Below are 16,948 nucleotides of genomic sequence, written 5' to 3'. Positions count from 1 at the left end.
GAACGCGTTCGTCAGACTCACTTTGATGGACCACTATTCCATGCTGTCCAGAGACCGATCATGACGCAGAATCCCGATGAACCCCTGACGCCTGCGACTCCTTTGCCGTCCACGCCTGCGTCCACGCCGGTGCCCACGGACCAGGTCACCAACCAAGTCGACAAGGAACAGATTGCTCAATTCGTGACCACGATCCGCAATGCCGAGGAACAGGTTGGTCAGCACATCATCCGGGCGCTACAGCATGATGATACGGTTGCTGTGATCACGACCGTGGCGATGGGCCCGGACGGCAACCAACGAGTGATTTCCGCGGCATTGTCTCCCGAGCGGCTGCAGCAAGTGCAAGAGATTCTGCAGAGTGCCGAATCGGAACGCGTCAGCGAAGATCCCTGCGTCGGGTTTCATTGCCTGATCAAACCACGCGAAAAGACCCAATGATCGATGCGCGTGATCGCACCGGCTGATCTGTTATTTCGCCGGCCGTCGGCCGTGATCTGATTGCTAGTGGTTCACGACGATCAGTTTGTCGGCAACATGTTCGCTAAGGACGGTGGTTTGATCACCGATGATCACCGTGGTCGTCGCCGCATGCGGTTCGTGATCGATGATCTTCCCGACCGCGGAAAGTTCCAACCCGGATGCGGTCAGGAATCGCAGAAAGTCGCTCGATTGATCCAGCACGCGGACCAGCCGGAACGTTTGGCCGGCCGGCCAGGCGGTCAGGGTTGTCCCGCGACCGGTGTCCAACGAACCATCGCTGCGCGGGATCGGATCGCCATGCGGATCGCTGCCGGGATACCCCAGGAACGCGTCGATCCGATCCACCAATCGGTCGCTGACGGCGTGTTCCATGTGTTCGGCTTCCTCGTGAACTTCGTCCCAAGGCATGTCCAGCGTTTGGGACAGAAACAGTTCGATCAGACGGTGGCGTCGGAGCACGCGGAGGGCCAACCGTTGGCCGCTAGCGGTCAATCGCACCCCTTCGTAGGGAGCGTATTCGACCAGGTCGGCGTCGCGCAGCGTTTTCAGCATGGCCGTCACGCTGCCCGGGGATACGGACAACTGATTGGCGATCGCGCCAGTGGCAACCGCCTGCCGCACCGAGGCATCACCATCGGATGATTGCTTGGCCGGCAGGTTCCATTCACCATCCAATTGGTAGATGGCTTTGATGTAGTTTTCGGTGGTCAGGCTGGGCATCGCCGATCGGGCCTCAGGAAGCGAAGCCGGCCAATTCAGCCGACCGTCGAACGCGGGTAATTCCAATGATGTAAGCAGCCGTTCGCAGCGAAACGTTTCGTTCCTGAGCGGTTTGCCAAACGTTTTCGAAAGCTTGGTTCATCGTATGGTCCAGTTCTTGACGCACACGATCCAGTGTCCAGCGGTAATGTTGACGGTTCTGGACCCATTCAAAATAGCTGACCGTCACGCCGCCGGCGTTTGCCAAGATATCCGGCAAGACGGTCACGCCGCGATCGGACAACGCTTTATCGGCGGCCGGATGGACCGGGCCGTTGGCGGCTTCGATGATCACGGACGCTTTGATGTTGCCCACGTTCTTTTCCGTGATCACGCCACCCAGGGCGGCGGGGATCAACACTTGCACGTCATTGAGTTCCAATAACGCGTTGACCGGTAAACATTGGCACTGATGGTAGCCTTCCATCAACCCGCGAGGATGCCCAAGTTTGTGATGCAACAGGCTGGGAACGTTCAATCCCTTGGGGTCATAGTAGGTCCCCGAAATGTCGCTGACCGCAACGATCGGGAACTGCGACTCGCTTAGAAACTTGGCTGCGTGGGACCCGACGTTTCCGAAACCTTGGATTGCGATGTTGGTTTTTTCGGGCTTGTAACCGAGCCGTTTGCACAGTTTGCCGGTCAACGTCCCGACCCCGCGTCCGGTCGCTTCTTCGCGTCCCTTGGCACCGTACTCTTCGACCGGTTTGCCCGTGATCACCGCTGGGTTGAAACCATGGTACTTTTCCCATTGGTTTCGAAACCAAGCCATCACGCGGTGGTCGGTGCCCATGTCCGGGGCTGGGATGTCCGTATCGGGACCAACGATATCGTGAATTTGGTCGACGAACACTCGCGTCAGTCTTTCGATCTCGCGCGGCGACAGCTCCGACGGATCGACGCCGATACCGCCTTTGGCGCCACCGTAGGGCAAGTCGACGACCGCGGTCTTCCAGGTCATCAGACTGGCCAGCGCGCGAGTTTCGTCCAAGTCGACATCGGGGTGATACCGCAGTCCGCCCTTCATCGGTCCGCGGTGGTTGTCGTGTTGAACACGGAATCCGACGTAGTTGGCCAGCCGTCCGTTATCGCGCTCGATCGTCACACGAACTTGGACCTCCCGCTTTGGCGTCAGCAGGGCTTCTCGCATTTCGGCGCTGATATTCAGGTGCTCAGCTGCGACGTCAAAGAAATGTTGAGTGGCTTCGAATGCTCGCATCGGTCCGCAATCCTGGTGAAAACGAATGGGGGTCGAATAGATATGGTGCGGGAAGCTGTTGGTCGACAGCGAAAAGATCGATGTCCCCATTGCCGTCGATGGACAGCGTCATCGGTTTGACCCAAGCATCGTTGCGGGTATCGTTGGGGCAGACCGGATTGTTGCCAATCACGATCACTGTCTGTGTGCAGCTTACCCCAGATTGCTCGCCTAGGCAGCACGTCTCGCTCGCCTAGGCAGCACGCCGCATCGCTGACGGGGCCATGGCCGCTTGCGTCGCCCGCGCCGCATTGTCGATCCATTGCTGGACATCAGCCAATGGGGGTGGTTCGGCCCCACGCAGACATCGTCGACCGCTGGCCGTGGCTGCGAAGGCAGAGACTTCTTGATGCAACGCGTGGGGATCACAGACCGCGACGGTTGCCGCCGAATTGTACTGGGAACCGGCCAATAGTTGGCAGTCACGGGCCAACAGACCAGGAATCTCGCACATCAGTTTGGCCTGCCACTGCCACTGCGTGACGGTGTCGGTGGTGATCCAATAGGTCAGCAGCGATTCCGCCATTTGGGCGGCCGATTGATCCAAAAATTGTCCGACGGTTTCGACGTCAATCGACGCGAACCGCTGTGCCGTTTTGGGGCCGATCGATGGGGCGTCGACCAGCGGTGATGGACGCGACAATCGACACCGTGGCATCGGATGGGCAGGCGTCGCAAATGGGTTGGCGGTGACCGGCCGGGTGAACGGGATCGTGGCGGGGCGGTCGTCTGCTGCGGACGATGGGGAACCGGTCTCGGAATCCGATTGCGATACCGCTTGGATTTCTGGTGCTGCGCCTGCGGACACCTCTGCGGTCGCTGGTCGGTCCTCTGCCTGCGGTGCCGGTGTTTGGACTTCGACCACCGTCGACTGGGATGCCAGTTGTGCTCGGCGGCGCTGTTGTTGCCACGACATTTCGTGTCGATGGACCGCGACGACGCGGTGAACGATGTCGACTTCGGCAGGCAGATTCTCTTGAAGGGTACCGCTGCGTTGGAACTCACGGATCAATCGCGTCACACATTCTTGTTCCCTGCGATGTTCGATCCGGCGAATCCACCATCGCATCGGAACGCGAATCGATGCCAGCGCTGCACCGACGGTCAGCGATGCGCTGGCGATTGGTTTTCCGGTAGCCGCTTCGGCATCGCCTGCGGCCCGTTCTAGCACACGCGCCCATCCGGTGATCGCCAGTCCGAACAATTCGGCTAGCGATCGACGGGCAACCAAGTTAAGACCCGCCGGCGGATCGACTCGTCCACGTTCTAAATCGTAGGTGTCCAGCAACGGAAAGTAAGATCGGTTGGCGTAGCGAGCCCCATGCAGAATCGCTTCGCCCAACCATCCGACGCGATCAGAAAGATCAAAGACGATGCGCATTTGGTCGTCACGCCAAGTCTTCAAAATCGCGTCGTACGATTTCGTCACGCTCCATTCGATCGGCCGATGCAGCACCTTTTCTCGCTCGCACTGCTGGGTGTGCAGCGGCATCATTGGGTCGGTGAAGTAGTGGCTCAGTACGCCGGCTGCGTGTGCCGCATCGCCGGGGCGATTGGTCCGCAGGTAACGTTGCATACGGTCGTACCAAGCATGCGCTACACGCGGTGCGCCGCCCCAGTAGCCGTCGGTGACGTGAACCACATGATTCTGGAAATCTCGAAACCGCGTGTCCGGATCTTTCGCGCCCGTTAGGTAACGGTCGTGATGTCGAAGCAATACTTGCACCAGTCTGCGACCGGCATCGGTTTGCACCATCGGCAAAGCGTCGATCGCAAAGAAGTGGTGAGTGCTGCGGCAGTGAGCGGCGCGCAGAATCGAGATCAGAGGGTTCATGTCAAACGACGACCATGTCAGGTGAAGACAGTCCTTGGATTCACCGTATGCCGGTGCGAATGGTTTCGTCACCGGGTTACAGGATCACCCAGCCGGGCTGGGAACTAAGCAGCTTGCGATTGAATGGTCATTGCCGATGCAATGTCGATCCCATAGGCACTCGCCTGACGGGAAAGTCGTTCACGCAGGATCGTGTCGCCACGCAATACCGAGGCCACCGTATCCATTCGCAGTTTGAATACGGGAAACGCCAAGGGGCGAAACTCTGCGTGCCCCGGTGGCGGCGTGGTGGCACCGTACACCGCTCGGCGCCTCCATAGCCAATCGGCACGGGCAACGGCTAAGTAAACCGAGTAGAGTTGTTCCACGCTCAAATTTGACAAATCGTGTAATCCGTTGATCGCCACGGTCGCATCCCTCGCGCCAAAAGTCCTTAAAAAGGTCGGCCTCGAAAATGAAGCCGACCTATCGATCGAGTGTGCCGATCGGCGCGGGGTTGTGGCAAGAGTGAATCCCAGGGATTCTGGTCCCCGGTCAAAGAAGACCGCTAAATGGGGGCACGTCGGCCCCTCGATTCCGTTGCCCGATTCACTTGTGGTCGCCTACCGCCTAGCGGATTGGCTTCATCACTTGGACGAGTCGACAGTCTGATCCCGTCCGTTCGTCGTACCGGCTTCAGCTGGATTTTCTGGGCGACGCCCATGCGGCGATCCTCCGGCCGCCGGTGGCCGGTGGCGTCCTGGATCGAAACCGAAGTCACGCGTTTTAGCGAGGTTTGGGACGCACGATTTCACGCGTTCGCGAGACCAATCCGAAGGCTTCTTCGGGCCTGGGATCGGGAGCCACGGAGGTGAAGTAGTCGTCATCGATGCCCAGCAGTTTGCGACGCTGTTGCGACACATTGGGGTCGATGTCGAGAAAGCTTTCCGCCATTTCAAAGTCACGATCCCATAGGATCGCGCCAGCCAAAATGTCGATCAAGTCTTCCCACCGGCTTAGATCACAACTATCCACCGCCGGAAGGTCATCCAAACACACCAACGGCGTCGACCGATAGGCATTCAGGACCAGAGATCGCCAATAGGTGACCTCGCTGCCCCACTGGATGTTTTCGGTGTCGCCAAACAGGTCGATCTCGATCGCCGTCTGGTCGCGGGCTTCGACAAAGATCGCCGCGACCGTGGCTTCGGCTAGCGCCGTCAACGGCATCGCTGCCGATGTTTCCATTAGCAAATGTTCGGCCACGTCGTGCAACAGCCCGATTCGTTGACACACGGTCAACTGGTCGAAGACGGCAATTCCAGAATCGCAATCGGGAACCAATTCATCGGCGTCGTCGACGTCAACATGGACCAAAAGTGCATCGATCATGGTGTCGATCGAAGTGCCAACAAGCGCCCCTTCGTCGCCACGCAATACCCGGTCGCCTCGGCTGGTGTGCCACATGAAAATCCCTTCCCCCCGAATCCCAATCCTACCGATCATCTCGGCCATTGGGAATAAAAAAATGTCAGCGGCACTTTAGCCGCCGACATCATAATCGGGCAGACTAGCGCGAGTACACGGCTAGTCGGAAATTCACGATGGATCAACGTAAAGATCGTGCAAGAAAACAGAGTCCGACCTCGGTTGCCGGGAACCGGCCCTGCGGCGGCTTCGCACAAAAGCGGGCGAACACTTGTTTTCCGCTCAGTCCTAGGTCGTTCGCCAGCGACGACTTACGACGCGCGAGAAAGCGGCGATTGGGAATCGGTTCCGCTGATTTCTCGGCGAGCCGGGCGAACGCGTGTGCGACTGACCGATTCCTCGTCGTCCCGATTGATGTGAACGTCCAACTGGGGGAACGGAATCGAAATTTTGGCTGCGTCGAGTTGACGCTTCACTTCGCCGGTCAACGACTCGGTGACAGGCCAGAAATTGGCCGCAGCAACCCACAGACGAACTTTCCAGTTCACCGCACTGTCACCCAGGCTGGCCAAGACGACTTGTCCGCCACGGCCTTCCCCTTGGATGGTGGCCATCGAAAATTGGGCGATCGCATTTTCTAGCGCCGCACGCGTTTGGTCCAAGTCGGCGGCGTAATCGACGCCCACCAAAACCTCGACGCGGCGATGCGCGTGGAAGGTAATGTTTTCGATCGTGCCGCTGGAAATCGAACTGTTGGGGACAATGATGCGGCGATTGTCAGGTGTATCCAACGTGGTCGTGAACAGATCGATTTCATTGACCTTGCCCATCACTCCGCCCGCGTTGACGACGTCACCCACCTTGAAGGGGCGGAAAACCAGCATCAGAACGCCCGAAGCAAAATTGCTAAGCGTGCCTTGGAACGCCAGCCCGATCGCGAAGCCGGCCGCAGCCAGCATCGCGGCCAATCCGCCCAACGGTGCACCCAATTTCGACAACACCGCACCGGTGATCCCGAACATGATGCAGTAGAAAACCATCTTGCCGATGAACCGGCCCAACGTTTCGTCGACTCGCTTGCAAACCGGTCGGCTGATCAATCGCGAAATGTACTTCGCGCAAAGATAACCGACGAAAATGATCGTTAGTCCGACCGCGGCCCAAAAGAGCGACGGTGCCAGATGGTTCGCTGCGTAATCCGTCAACACCGTGTAATCACCCTCGGTCGTCAGTTTGGTGATCATGTTATCGGTCGCATCCGCAATGCTCTGCTCTTGAATGCTTGGATCCGTGATCCCAGATTCTGTGATCCCTGATTCGGTGAGCGCTTCGGCGGTATCAGCCACTTTCAAATTCCTTTTCGGCGGGGCAATTCTAAAGCAGCCTCATGCTGCGATCGGTTCCTGAATCAGGTGTATAGAAAAACAGCACCCAACAAGTAAACCCGAAATGCTGCGGAGTTCACCTGTGGGCTGTGCAATTGGCACGGAGTTTGAATCCGGCAGCGCTCCGAAGCTCGGGTTTGTGATTCACGTTGGACCGTCGGTGTGACGCTCCGATTTGGAATGCTTGGTTGCCGGATCGGCGTCGCTTCGCTCCTTGATCCGGCCTACTGGCCTACTGGGCCGCTTTCCTTAACGTGTTACCACCGGCAGGCTGTTCTTCGCCGGTTCGGGGGATTGGTCTGGGTCGTCGTACTGCGACACATCAAAGTGTTTGCCGTAGGTGCCGAAATCATTGAAGGCGTACTTCTTGGCCCAGCGGTAGACGAAGCTGCGTTCCGGGATTTCGTCGCCGGGTTGATACTGGCTTCGCCGCGGAGTGATGTTTTCGAGTTCTTGGATCACCGCTTTACGAGCCGTCGTGTCACGGGCGCCGTGCTTTTCCGCCAACTGGATCAACAGATCAGGGCGTTCCATGATCACACATCCGCGAGTGTGTTTGGCGGTCAGTTCACGGAAATCCCGTAGGAACTCGGACTGGTTCATCGTTTCGGCAAGCGGTCGGTCGTCATGGATCGATTCGGTCGCCAATTGGATCACTGGGCAGGGTTCGATATCGCCCCAGGGGCCGACGTGGTGCGTGAACCCGGTGACGGCTGGGCACAACGCGTTCCCGGCGTCGTCGTGATAGGCATCGATGACGATGATCGGCTTGGTGGCTCGCGTGTCGACCACAAACTGGCGAACCCGACGCTGTTCTTCGCTGGACAACGCCAACGCTTGGTTGGGTTCCGGGCCGACGGGACGGTAGATGTGATACCAACAATACATCACACCCATTTCGATCAGCCGATCGACCCACTGGTTTCGAACCAGGTCGTCGATGTTGGATTTGCAGACGCTGGTGCAGACGCCGACTAGCAACTTGTGCCGCAGCGCTGTTTCCAACCCCTGCATCGTTTGGTTCAGGACACCTTCGCGGCCGCGACGGGTATCGCTGATGATTTCAGAACCTTCGACACTGATCAGCGGCGTCACGTTCCCCAGCCGCCGCAGTTCGGCTGCGACTTCGTCGGTGATGAAGTGACCATTGGTAAAGACTTGGAAGTACACGTCCGGGTTGGCGGCAAAGATCTTCATCAGGTCTTTGTGCATGAACGGTTCGCCGCCCAGGATGCCAAAGAATCGATTGCCCATCGCCTTGGCTTCGGCGATCGTCTTGTTGGCTGCTTCGACTTCGATCTTGTGTTGTTTGGCAGCCACGTCCACCCAGCAGCCCTGACAGCGCAGGTTGCAACTATTGATCACCGACAGGTACAGAAACGGTGGAAAGAACTCGCCCCGCTTTAGCCGACGTTTGTGTTTGTGAACACTGATCAATCCGCCCAAACCGAGGGTCCAGGCGGCCTTCCACAAAAGCCGTTTGTCGGTCTCGAACAGAAATCGTCGTGCCAGGCGAAGATACATCGGTATGACTGGTTTCGGAGGAGGGGGGGGGAGCTTCGATCAGGGGGGGGTGCGTCCCGGACATTGAATCAACCGAGACGTTCGGGAACCCAAGACGTTCACAGAACGCGGCGACCAGATGCTTCAAGCCTAACCGCATGTCCCCCAAGAAGGAAACGGTTCAGCAAATCGACCCAGAACGCCGTCTTGGAAAGCCCCAACCGTTGACGGATCCACGAACCCAGCAGCGGAGCGGGCCATCACGCCCTGGCCGCAGCGACCGAATCACTCGCACCGGCGGATCAGCCGCAGCCGATTCCCACCCTGGTTCCTGCGCCGACTACCGGGCCAATCCGGTGGTCGGGACGACTTTTTGGATCGCCTTGGTGGCCTCTTCCAAGAATCCCGGCTGGTCGATCAATTCCATCACTGCCGGATGGCTCAGCAAAGTCATTGCCGTCGATGCGGTCATCGGACTACCGGAATTCAACATTTCGCTGACCTCCGGATCGGCACTGAGTTCTTTGACCAATTTTTCCACCGACGGTCGGCGCCTCAGCGCCTGGATTTCGGGCTCGTTGAGCAGCTGTCCCATCTTGGCCGGATTGCTAAGCACTTCGGCGGTTTGATTGAACTGTTGGACCTTGTTCAGTTCGGGCATCAGCGTCAGCGGGTTGTACCGAATCAGGTAGGGGCCCAGTTGGCTAGCACGCGTGGCTTCGGCCGTTTTTAGGATCAGGTTGGAAGCAACGTTTTCGCTTTCGACGCTGGCATCTTGCAGTGCCAAACGTTCGCGTTGGATCGGTTCCATGGCCAGCATGCCGCCGACAAAGAACAGCATTCCGGCAACGCCTTGGACGATCCCCAAGGTGAATCCCAGCGATCGGTTGGCACGGTCAAGCGCCGGCCGCCGAGCCAGCGACCGGCCCAGAATGAACCACAAAACCGCGATCACAGCAAACGCGATCACCACCCCGATGACGCCGATGCTTAGAAAGCGATTGGCCAACCCCGTGGTGCCAAACCACTGACTGAATCGATGGGCGTGATTCATCCCCAGATCGGGGGCGAACGCAATCGCTGCGATGATCGCCATCGTCGATGCAAAGATCGAAAACACCCCGGTTCGATATCCGGCAAAGGCCGAAAACCCGGTCACCGAGAAAATGGCCGCCGCGATATAGTCGGATTGGATCGCAAAGTAGGTCGCGGGACCAAAGAACAACGCGGTCCAAATCAATCGCCATCGCATCGACATACCGGGCGAAGGCAACAACGATTCGTCAAAGGGTTGCTGGGAAAGCATAGGGATGGATCGGGCTGCGGAAGGTTCGGATGGATTGGCCTGATAAAAAGTACGCCACCTGGGTGGGAAACACGCCACGATGACGCCGGATTGCTCGTCAATTCTGGGGGTTGATAGGGAGTGTTTCGGCAAGTCGGGTTATGCGGGTTCTTGCGCCGATGTGGATTGTTCGTTGTCGTTCTACCTGGCTGCATTATCGCAGTCGAAACGGTCGAAGGAATCCTTGGACCTGCGGCATCAATCGCCGTATGTGCGAAAGGTTTCGGGAAGTCCCGAAACACCAAGGTGCACCCAAGGATGGATGAATCACCCCATGAAGATCAGAACCCTGATGACGAGCGATCGGAAGTCGAACGATCTGGACCCCAGAATCCAGACGGTCCGAACGGTGGCCGGCCAACAATCGGATCATGAAACTGCCGCAAAGCGATCGCCGGCATCCGTTCGGTGGGCTGCGTCGTTGTTAGCCGTTGTCGCGATCTCGACAACCGCCGTGGCCGACGATCAAGATTCCTCAGCCACCATCGCCAGCCAATTGGCGGCCGGCGGCCCGGATGCCAGTGGTGACGCCAGCGACACTCGTTCGCCCATGATTTTTGGAAGCGGCGCCGTCAACGCACAACCGAAAGTGGTCGATGGCCGGTTCACTCTGCCGCCGCTAGAAGCCCGTTCGACAGCCACCGAAGATGTCGGCAACGGCAAAATCCCGAGCGGTTTTCGCGGCGACCAGGAACGACCGCTGCAAAGTCTGCCGGAATCCGGCGCCGATCGCGAACAGCCTTGGAATTGGTCGGTGGCAAACTGGTCCGCAGCCAACACGTTCGCGTACCCGAAATACTTCGAAGATCGGATGCTAGAACGGCACGGTCACCAACGCTTCGGAATCGCTCAGCCATTGGTCAGCGGAGCCCGTTTTGCTGCCACCGTGCCCATGTTGCCCTACCTGATGGCCATCCAGCCACCGTGTGAGTGCGAATACACGCTGGGCTACTACCGCAGCGGATCGTGCGCACCGATGACCTTCCAGCGTCCACCATGGGACCGACGTGCCATCATCGCCGAATCGGCAGCCGTAGCGACCGGATTCGTCGTGATTCCGTAACGGATCGGCGTTCAGACCGTTTTCGAGGGCCGGGAAGATTCGGGTCTTGTTTGGGCAGGCATGTTGGGCAATTGGGGTCGGCATGTAGGACTTTCGCCGTCTTGATTGCTCGGATAGAGTGACTGACCAGATATAGATCCTTCGGAAAACCCTTTTTTCCGTCTCACAAACAGCCGTCGTTGCCATGATGTTTTACGCTCTTACCCTGATTGTCGCCGCCAGCCGATTCTTGCCGCACCCGCCCAATGTGGCCTGTGTGGGCGCGTTGGGTTTGTTCGCAGGCTGCTATTTGGCTGGCCGACGAGCTTACTTGGTGCCAGTGACTGTGCTGTTGATCAGCGACGTGATCGGTCAAGCGATGGGAATTCCCGGCATGGGATTCCATTCGCCTTATACGATGGCAGCGGTCTATCTGGGTGCCACCTTGGCCGTTCCCGTGGGCCGATATCTGGGCACCGCCAGCCGCTTGGCCGGTAGTGCGGCGTCCGGCCCAGTGGGTCAGACCAAGAAGGGTTTGCGAATCTTCAGCGGTTCGTTGGTGGCATCGACCTTGTTCTTCTTGGTCAGCAACTTTGGCGTTTGGATGGCCGGTTGGTATTCGATGACCATGGCTGGTTTGGCCGCCTGTTATGTCGCTGCGATTCCTTTCTTTGGCTACACCATCGCCGGCGACTTGGCGTTCACCGCCATCCTGTTCGGTGCCTGGTCGTACTCGCACCAACCCGTGGTCGCGCGTCGATTGGCCTTGGCCACACAGCGATCCACACCAATCAGCTAACGCCGCATGGCCGCGTGGATTTGCGGCCCATCGGACGCCAGCCTAAGCTTGGCAGGACACTTCCGTGTCCTTCTTGCCGTGGGTTTTCGCGATGTCCGACTTCTTTGAACGCAGCCTGATCATTCACCAGCAGCTGCGAGGCAAAATGGGCATTCAGTCTCGGATGCCCATCCACAACCGCGATGACCTGTCGGTCGCCTACACCCCAGGCGTCGCACGCCCCTGCGAAGTGATCGCCGCTGATCCAGCCATGGCTCGCGAATTGACGATCAAACGCAACACGGTTGCCGTTGTCAGCGACGGTTCAGCCGTTCTTGGTTTGGGCAACATCGGTCCCTACGGTGCGATCCCGGTGATGGAAGGCAAAGCGATCCTGTTCAAGGAATTTGCCGGGATCGATGCGTGGCCCATTTGCTTGGACACACAGGATAGTGACGAGATTGTCGAAACCGTCAAACGCATCGCACCGGTATTCGGTGGGATCAATCTAGAAGACATCTCGGCGCCCCGCTGTTTCGAGATCGAAGAACGGCTTCAGTGTCTGGACATCCCCGTTTTTCACGATGACCAACACGGCACCGCGATCGTGTTGCTGGCCGGGTTGATCAACGCCACCCAAGTCCTAGGTCGCTCGTTGACCGATCTGCGAGTGGTGATCAATGGTGCCGGTGCGGCCGGGACAGCGATCGCAAAACTGTTGCGCTGCGTCGGCCACGACCCCAACGTTTGTGTCCCCGTGAAAGATGTCATCGTCTGCGATTCAAAAGGAACCATTCATGCGGGGCGAGACGATCTAAGCAGATACAAACGCGAACTGTTGGCCTACACCAACCGTCAGTCGCTTGTCGGTGGTTTGAAGGAAGCGTTGGCCGGGGCGGATGTGTTCATCGGTGTCAGCAAGGGCAACCTGTTGACGGCCGCCGATGTGCGGACGATGAATCCCGATTCGGTGGTGTTGGCGATGGCGAACCCGACACCCGAGATCATGCCCGATGAAGCGCACGCCGGCGGTGCGGCGGTCGTGGGAACCGGCCGCAGTGACTTTCCCAACCAGGTCAACAATGTGTTGGTGTTCCCCGGTGTCTTTCGCGGCGCCTTGGACGCCGGCGCTCACACGATCAGCGAAGAAATGAAAGTGACCGCCGCCAGAACGCTCGCAGCCTGTGTCGAAAACCCAAGCGCCGACCGCATCCTGCCCGACCCCTTGGATCGAACGGTTTCCCCAAGGATCGCCGCCGCAGTCGCCGCCGCCGCCGGATTGGCGACCGAGGATTAGTGCCGTGATGCACAACCGACCGTTGCGACGTCGATACTAGGGCTGTTCTGGGTTTCCCTGTTCTGGCCTTCCCTGTTCTGGGTTTCCCTATTCAGTGCTTCCTTGTGCCAACTGCACCAACCAATCGGCCATCGATATCTTCAAGTCGTCTCGCTGTTTTTCGATTGCCTTGTTCAGCTTGCTGACCAGTCGTTCGTCTTGCTTTTCGACAAAGCGTTGGACCAACACTTCTTGCACGATTTCGCCCCAAGCTTCGGCGGCGTCGCCACCGATGTGGCTGACGCGATCGACTTCGAACTTCTGCAGTTTCAGGTCGGCCTGTTCCATTCGCGGATCGATCACCAGGTCGGGCGGTATCTTCAGGTAGTCGGGATAGATTCCGATCGTGGCTGTCGATCGCAGCCGAAGTTTCATGGTCCCGGTCACGGTCACGCTGAACAGTTTGACACCCCGATTCCAACGCTGGATTCGGGCGCTGAATTTCATCGGCGCGATGATGGTCGAATCGATCGACCAGCGCTGTTCTCCGGATTGCAGATCCTGGATGGGTTTTGTTGCATCGATTGTGATGTCTAGGTTCCTAGCTGCATCGATATCGGGCAGCGTGACTTCGTATTGGATCCATCGACCGTGTTCGACTTCACGCCAACGACGATTGGTTTTTAGTTTCAGACCATCCATCCGAACCTTCACGCCGGCCCACACCTTTTTGGTGTTGCCCCAGTCCTTGTCGCCGTCAAAGCTTCGTGGCATCTGACGCAGCGTTCGATCGACCAACCATTGGACGGATGCCTTGGCAGTCTGCTGGTCGAATGGCATCGGCTCGATCGGCATCGACGCAGGCGCGTAGCGCGGACCTGAAATTGGCGATTCCAGCGTCATGGATCCCGAATCCGCAGTCTGCCGATTGGTGGGTCCCTGTCCGATCGCCGGCACCGCCCAGGCGGCCGCCAACAGGATCCATCCCGCTGCGGCCCTGGGGCATCGGTGCAGATCGCCTAGCGATAGACGACCGCAAAGTAGACGCCATCGCGACCGGTGGCCATCGCCGCACCGGCGTACTGCATTCTGCTGTCGTTGGTGAAACAAGCCGACACTCCCGACGGAGAATACGAACTGGACCAACCCACGCCTTCGTAGGTTCCCGGGGCAAATGATCCCGGCGGATGACTCTTCAGACCCATCGACGCCATCTGTTGGGCGCGGCGCTGGGCCACCGCTTGCAAGGATGCATCGTATCGCAGGGCACCGATGCCTTGTCGAGATCGTTGTGCGTTGAGCGCACCGAGCACATTGCTGACCCCGCCGGCCGACGAGACAGACGATGAGATCGACGACGATGCCGCCATCGGCACCGCTGCCGATGGGTACGAGACGCGTTGAACCGCCGATCCGGCCGTGGCCGATGCCGGCGGATGATGGATCTTGCCGCACTTGGCACACACCGATCCGGTGCTGCTGGTGACGTTGGAAACGACCACCCCGTGCGACCCTCCGCCGGCGGGCGATCCGGTTGCCAGGACCGGTCGAGTCGCTGCGGGACGGACGACAGTCCCGGTTTGAGCGGTTGCCGGCACTGCGGTTGCTAGCACCGATGTGACTGACAAAACCAAGCCTGCAACCGCCAAATCAAACTTACGCATCAAGAATCTCCGACATTCCAAGAAAAGTGTTTCTCACCAGTCCATCAGATGTCAGCGTCGTTAGACGCCCGTCCTGCTGGCTGCTGATGACAGTGCGGCAAGGATCGGGCGGATTCAGCTTAGGTAAAGGGGGTTTGGTAGGCGAATTGCGATAGTTTTTCTGGCGATGTCGCTTTGGCACGTTCCATCATCCCGGCCGCTACACGACTTAGCATCGCCGAGGCCTTGATCGCAGCGGACGAAGAAAAAAAAACTCCGAAATGGAAGGCTGGGGGCCCTGGGGCCAGTGGGCTAATTCGCTTCGATCCGATACACCCACCGCTGGGTGCCCGCACCGGACCCATTGGCGACCGTGTCCTCGGGAACCACGCGAACGGTTGGACGTTTCTTGTCGTCGGCGCCGTTGTCCGTGGTGCCTTCATCGGGCCCCATCGTGTTCAGGGATCCGGTCAGCGCGGTCACCTGGGCTCGGTCGTCCGTCTGGTAGGCGCTGCCCAGCGAGTTCGCTTCGTCGCGATATCGGCACGCTAGGTCGAATTTCAGAGCGTTTCCATCGGCTTCCGATTCGACACTGATGCTCCAGTGCCCTCGCCCGGCCGCACCGACGCCAAGGATCACCGGTGCGCCGTTGATGTCTTCGAGCGACAGTTGTTGAATCGGTGGTGATGGCGGCCAGTCGGTGTCCGCGTCGCCATCGATGCTGTGGCACGATTCGATATCGTCGACCCAGATTCGGTGCACAAAACGGTCGCCTTCCCAGCGAAATTCGACTCGAATTCGGCCGCCGGGGACGTCTAGGCGAATGCGTGCAGGTTGGTTGGCGGGAGTCGCGGTCATGCGGATACCTCGGCATCGGTGGACAACCCGTTGAACCCGGCCAGCAGTTTCAGTCCGTCCGCTTGGCTCTTTTCGGGGTGGAACTGGGTGGCCAGCAGGTTCCCTTTCCGGACCATGGCACAAAATTCGTGGCCGTAGTCACAGGTCAGTGCGACCACGTCGGGGTCGGTGGGGCGGACATAGTACGAGTGGACGAAATAGAAGTGGCTGCCATCTTGGATGTCGTCCAGGATCGGGCCAGAGGATCGTTTGGTGACGGTATTCCACCCCATGTGGGGAACCTTCAAGATGGGCCCCGCCGGTTGGCCGGAATCGGCTGCCGGTTGGCCGGAATCGGAATTCAGAACGGGCGGTTCAAATCGTACAACATCGCCCTTCAGAATGCCCAAACCTTCGTGTTCGCCGTGTTCTAGGCCGGTTTCGAACAGCAGTTGCAGCCCCAAACAAATTCCCAGGAACGGTCGTCCGGTGGCCACAAAATCAATGATCGGCTGGGCCAGGTCGCGTCGTCGGATCTCGGCCATCGCATCGCCAAAGGCACCCACGCCGGGCAGGACCAGTTTGTCGGCAGCAGAGATTTCGACTGGATCCGAGCTGATTTTTGCCTCGCCCCCCACTCGTTCAATGGCCTTCTGGACGCTCCGTAGATTGCCCATCTGATAGTCGACGATCGTGATCATGATGTTTTGCAGCGAAGGAAAAAGGGGAATCGAGACCGGACAAGTTACTACAAAGTAGCCGACACTGGACCCGGGCCCCGAGTTCGTTGTGCCCCCGAGTTCGTTGATCCCCCGAGTTCGTTGATCCCCCGATCGCTGGATCCCGATCGCTGGATCCCTGCTGGCCTTGGGCAGGTGGCCCGCTCGGAAGGGTTGCCCGCCAATTTTGGGGCCTGGCCGGGCGATTCGAACAGCGTTTGTTGGCGAAAGGATGCTTTCGTATGGCGTCGCGTTGGCAATTCAGAGGCGCCGGTTTAACATCGGGGCTGCTTTTTTCCGGTCCGTCCGCCCTGGAAACGTGATGCCCGCTCACTCGCTTGACCCCCTCGTCCGCTTGATGGAAACGCTTCGTACGCGAGCCCAGCAGCGACCCGCCGGTTCGTACACGACCAAGTTGCTCGATGGAGGCCCCGAGAAGATCGGTGGCAAGATTCGCGAAGAGGCCGACGAGATGATCGAAGCGGCGGGGGAATCGGGGGATGCCGGCCGCGAACATTTTGTCTACGAAGCCGGCGACCTGATCTATCACGCGATGGTCTTGATGGCTTGGCGAGACGTTGACATCGCCGAAGTCGCCGCCGAACTGGCTCGTCGCGAAGGCACATCGGGACTGGTCGAAAAGGCTAGCCGGCAACCCAAGTCCGACCAGGCCTGATCC

At 58.8% G+C, this 16,948-nt stretch carries 18 protein-coding genes; 6 read left to right on the top strand and 12 right to left on the bottom strand.

Annotation, left to right across the window (positions count from 1 at the left end; all coding sequences use genetic code 11):
* Positions 1 to 60 precede the first annotated feature (60 nt).
* Entirely contained in the window at positions 61 to 441 is a 381-nt protein-coding gene (locus tag K227x_RS29315) for a hypothetical protein (protein ID WP_246146376.1), read from the top strand.
* Positions 442 to 504: 63 nt separating this feature from the next.
* Here K227x_RS29315 and K227x_RS29310 read toward each other — a convergent pair whose 3' ends face one another.
* On the bottom strand, positions 505 to 1,203 hold the full coding sequence (locus K227x_RS29310) for a metal-dependent transcriptional regulator (protein WP_145176538.1): 699 nt from the start codon (positions 1,201 to 1,203) through the stop codon (positions 505 to 507).
* A 13-nt stretch (positions 1,204 to 1,216) separates the two neighbouring features.
* Positions 1,217 to 2,461, bottom strand: coding sequence for a Glu/Leu/Phe/Val family dehydrogenase (locus K227x_RS29305; protein ID WP_145178620.1), 1,245 nt, complete (start codon positions 2,459 to 2,461; stop codon positions 1,217 to 1,219).
* 80 nt (positions 2,462 to 2,541) lie between these two features.
* On the opposite strand from K227x_RS29305, the gene K227x_RS31010 reads away from it, so the two are divergent.
* Positions 2,542 to 2,697, top strand: coding sequence for a hypothetical protein (locus K227x_RS31010; protein ID WP_218933637.1), 156 nt, complete (start codon positions 2,542 to 2,544; stop codon positions 2,695 to 2,697).
* Here the strand turns inward: K227x_RS31010 and K227x_RS29300 are convergent.
* The 6 genes from K227x_RS29300 to K227x_RS29275 all read right to left on the bottom strand — a co-directional run bounded on the left by K227x_RS29300 (position 2,694) and on the right by K227x_RS29275 (position 9,935).
* Positions 2,694 to 4,406 carry a DUF4332 domain-containing protein gene (locus K227x_RS29300; RefSeq protein ID WP_218933636.1) on the bottom strand — a complete coding sequence of 571 codons (1,713 nt, stop codon included), beginning with the start codon at positions 4,404 to 4,406 and terminating at the stop codon, positions 2,694 to 2,696. The two genes, K227x_RS31010 and K227x_RS29300, sit on opposite strands and share 4 nt — an antisense overlap.
* Positions 4,407 to 4,438: 32 nt before the next feature.
* Entirely contained in the window at positions 4,439 to 4,717 is a 279-nt protein-coding gene (locus K227x_RS29295; protein ID WP_145176532.1) for a hypothetical protein, read from the bottom strand.
* A 382-nt stretch (positions 4,718 to 5,099) separates the two neighbouring features.
* Positions 5,100 to 5,780 carry a hypothetical protein gene (locus K227x_RS29290; RefSeq protein ID WP_218933635.1) on the bottom strand — a complete coding sequence of 227 codons (681 nt, stop codon included), beginning with the start codon at positions 5,778 to 5,780 and terminating at the stop codon, positions 5,100 to 5,102.
* A 272-nt stretch (positions 5,781 to 6,052) separates the two neighbouring features.
* Positions 6,053 to 7,087 carry a mechanosensitive ion channel family protein gene (locus tag K227x_RS29285; RefSeq protein WP_246146375.1) on the bottom strand — a complete coding sequence of 345 codons (1,035 nt, stop codon included), beginning with the start codon at positions 7,085 to 7,087 and terminating at the stop codon, positions 6,053 to 6,055.
* A gap of 288 nt (positions 7,088 to 7,375) precedes the next feature.
* Positions 7,376 to 8,650, bottom strand: coding sequence for a radical SAM protein (locus tag K227x_RS29280; RefSeq protein ID WP_218933634.1), 1,275 nt, complete (start codon positions 8,648 to 8,650; stop codon positions 7,376 to 7,378).
* Positions 8,651 to 8,969: 319 nt separating this feature from the next.
* On the bottom strand, positions 8,970 to 9,935 hold the full coding sequence (locus K227x_RS29275) for a CvpA family protein (protein ID WP_145176526.1): 966 nt from the start codon (positions 9,933 to 9,935) through the stop codon (positions 8,970 to 8,972).
* 313 nt (positions 9,936 to 10,248) lie between these two features.
* Between K227x_RS29275 and K227x_RS29270 the strand changes: the two genes are divergently transcribed.
* From K227x_RS29270 to K227x_RS29260, 3 genes are all read left to right on the top strand, one after another.
* Positions 10,249 to 11,037 carry a hypothetical protein gene (locus tag K227x_RS29270; RefSeq protein WP_145176523.1) on the top strand — a complete coding sequence of 263 codons (789 nt, stop codon included), beginning with the start codon at positions 10,249 to 10,251 and terminating at the stop codon, positions 11,035 to 11,037.
* Between the two features lie 184 nt (positions 11,038 to 11,221).
* Positions 11,222 to 11,815 (top strand): DUF6580 family putative transport protein, encoded by a 594-nt coding sequence (locus tag K227x_RS29265; RefSeq protein ID WP_145176520.1) that lies wholly within the window; start codon positions 11,222 to 11,224, stop codon positions 11,813 to 11,815.
* Between the two features lie 91 nt (positions 11,816 to 11,906).
* The gene (locus tag K227x_RS29260) at positions 11,907 to 13,091 is read left to right on the top strand and encodes an NAD(P)-dependent malic enzyme (protein WP_145176516.1); all 1,185 of its coding nucleotides are present in this window, start codon (positions 11,907 to 11,909) and stop codon (positions 13,089 to 13,091) included.
* Between the two features lie 87 nt (positions 13,092 to 13,178).
* Here the strand turns inward: K227x_RS29260 and K227x_RS29255 are convergent, their stop codons facing one another.
* From K227x_RS29255 to hisH, 4 genes are all read right to left on the bottom strand, one after another.
* Positions 13,179 to 14,045: a hypothetical protein gene (locus K227x_RS29255; protein WP_145176513.1), complete on the bottom strand. Its 867-nt coding sequence runs from the start codon at positions 14,043 to 14,045 to the stop codon at positions 13,179 to 13,181.
* Positions 14,046 to 14,089: 44 nt separating this feature from the next.
* Entirely contained in the window at positions 14,090 to 14,734 is a 645-nt protein-coding gene (locus K227x_RS29250; RefSeq protein WP_145176510.1) for a CAP domain-containing protein, read from the bottom strand.
* Positions 14,735 to 15,025: 291 nt separating this feature from the next.
* Entirely contained in the window at positions 15,026 to 15,571 is a 546-nt protein-coding gene (locus K227x_RS29245) for a hypothetical protein (protein WP_145176507.1), read from the bottom strand.
* Complete coding sequence (gene hisH / locus K227x_RS29240; RefSeq protein ID WP_145176504.1) at positions 15,568 to 16,251, bottom strand: imidazole glycerol phosphate synthase subunit HisH; 684 nt, start codon at positions 16,249 to 16,251, stop codon at positions 15,568 to 15,570. The genes K227x_RS29245 and hisH overlap by 4 nt, the downstream gene beginning before the upstream one ends.
* A gap of 340 nt (positions 16,252 to 16,591) precedes the next feature.
* Between hisH and hisE the strand changes: the two genes are divergently transcribed.
* Entirely contained in the window at positions 16,592 to 16,945 is a 354-nt protein-coding gene (gene hisE, locus K227x_RS29235) for a phosphoribosyl-ATP diphosphatase (RefSeq protein ID WP_145176501.1), read from the top strand.
* The last annotated feature ends 3 nt before the right edge of the window (positions 16,946 to 16,948 follow it).

This window comes from Rubripirellula lacrimiformis, from assembly GCF_007741535.1.
GTDB lineage: Bacteria > Planctomycetota > Planctomycetia > Pirellulales > Pirellulaceae > Rubripirellula > Rubripirellula lacrimiformis.
This window is presented reverse-complemented; position numbering and strand designations above follow the sequence as displayed.

Coding starts and splice junctions, on each gene's coding strand:
- K227x_RS29315 (WP_246146376.1), top strand. CDS start 61: ATGACGCAGAATCCCGATGAACCCCTGACGCCTGCGACTCCTTTGCCG.
- K227x_RS29310 (WP_145176538.1), bottom strand. CDS start 1,203: ATGCCCAGCCTGACCACCGAAAACTACATCAAAGCCATCTACCAATTG.
- K227x_RS29305 (WP_145178620.1), bottom strand. CDS start 2,461: ATGCGAGCATTCGAAGCCACTCAACATTTCTTTGACGTCGCAGCTGAG.
- K227x_RS31010 (WP_218933637.1), top strand. CDS start 2,542: ATGTCCCCATTGCCGTCGATGGACAGCGTCATCGGTTTGACCCAAGCA.
- K227x_RS29290 (WP_218933635.1), bottom strand. CDS start 5,780: ATGTGGCACACCAGCCGAGGCGACCGGGTATTGCGTGGCGACGAAGGG.
- K227x_RS29280 (WP_218933634.1), bottom strand. CDS start 8,650: ATGTATCTTCGCCTGGCACGACGATTTCTGTTCGAGACCGACAAACGG.
- K227x_RS29275 (WP_145176526.1), bottom strand. CDS start 9,935: ATGCTTTCCCAGCAACCCTTTGACGAATCGTTGTTGCCTTCGCCCGGT.
- K227x_RS29270 (WP_145176523.1), top strand. CDS start 10,249: ATGAAGATCAGAACCCTGATGACGAGCGATCGGAAGTCGAACGATCTG.
- K227x_RS29265 (WP_145176520.1), top strand. CDS start 11,222: ATGATGTTTTACGCTCTTACCCTGATTGTCGCCGCCAGCCGATTCTTG.
- K227x_RS29260 (WP_145176516.1), top strand. CDS start 11,907: ATGTCCGACTTCTTTGAACGCAGCCTGATCATTCACCAGCAGCTGCGA.
- K227x_RS29250 (WP_145176510.1), bottom strand. CDS start 14,734: ATGCGTAAGTTTGATTTGGCGGTTGCAGGCTTGGTTTTGTCAGTCACA.
- K227x_RS29245 (WP_145176507.1), bottom strand. CDS start 15,571: ATGACCGCGACTCCCGCCAACCAACCTGCACGCATTCGCCTAGACGTC.
- hisH (WP_145176504.1), bottom strand. CDS start 16,251: ATGATCACGATCGTCGACTATCAGATGGGCAATCTACGGAGCGTCCAG.
- hisE (WP_145176501.1), top strand. CDS start 16,592: ATGCCCGCTCACTCGCTTGACCCCCTCGTCCGCTTGATGGAAACGCTT.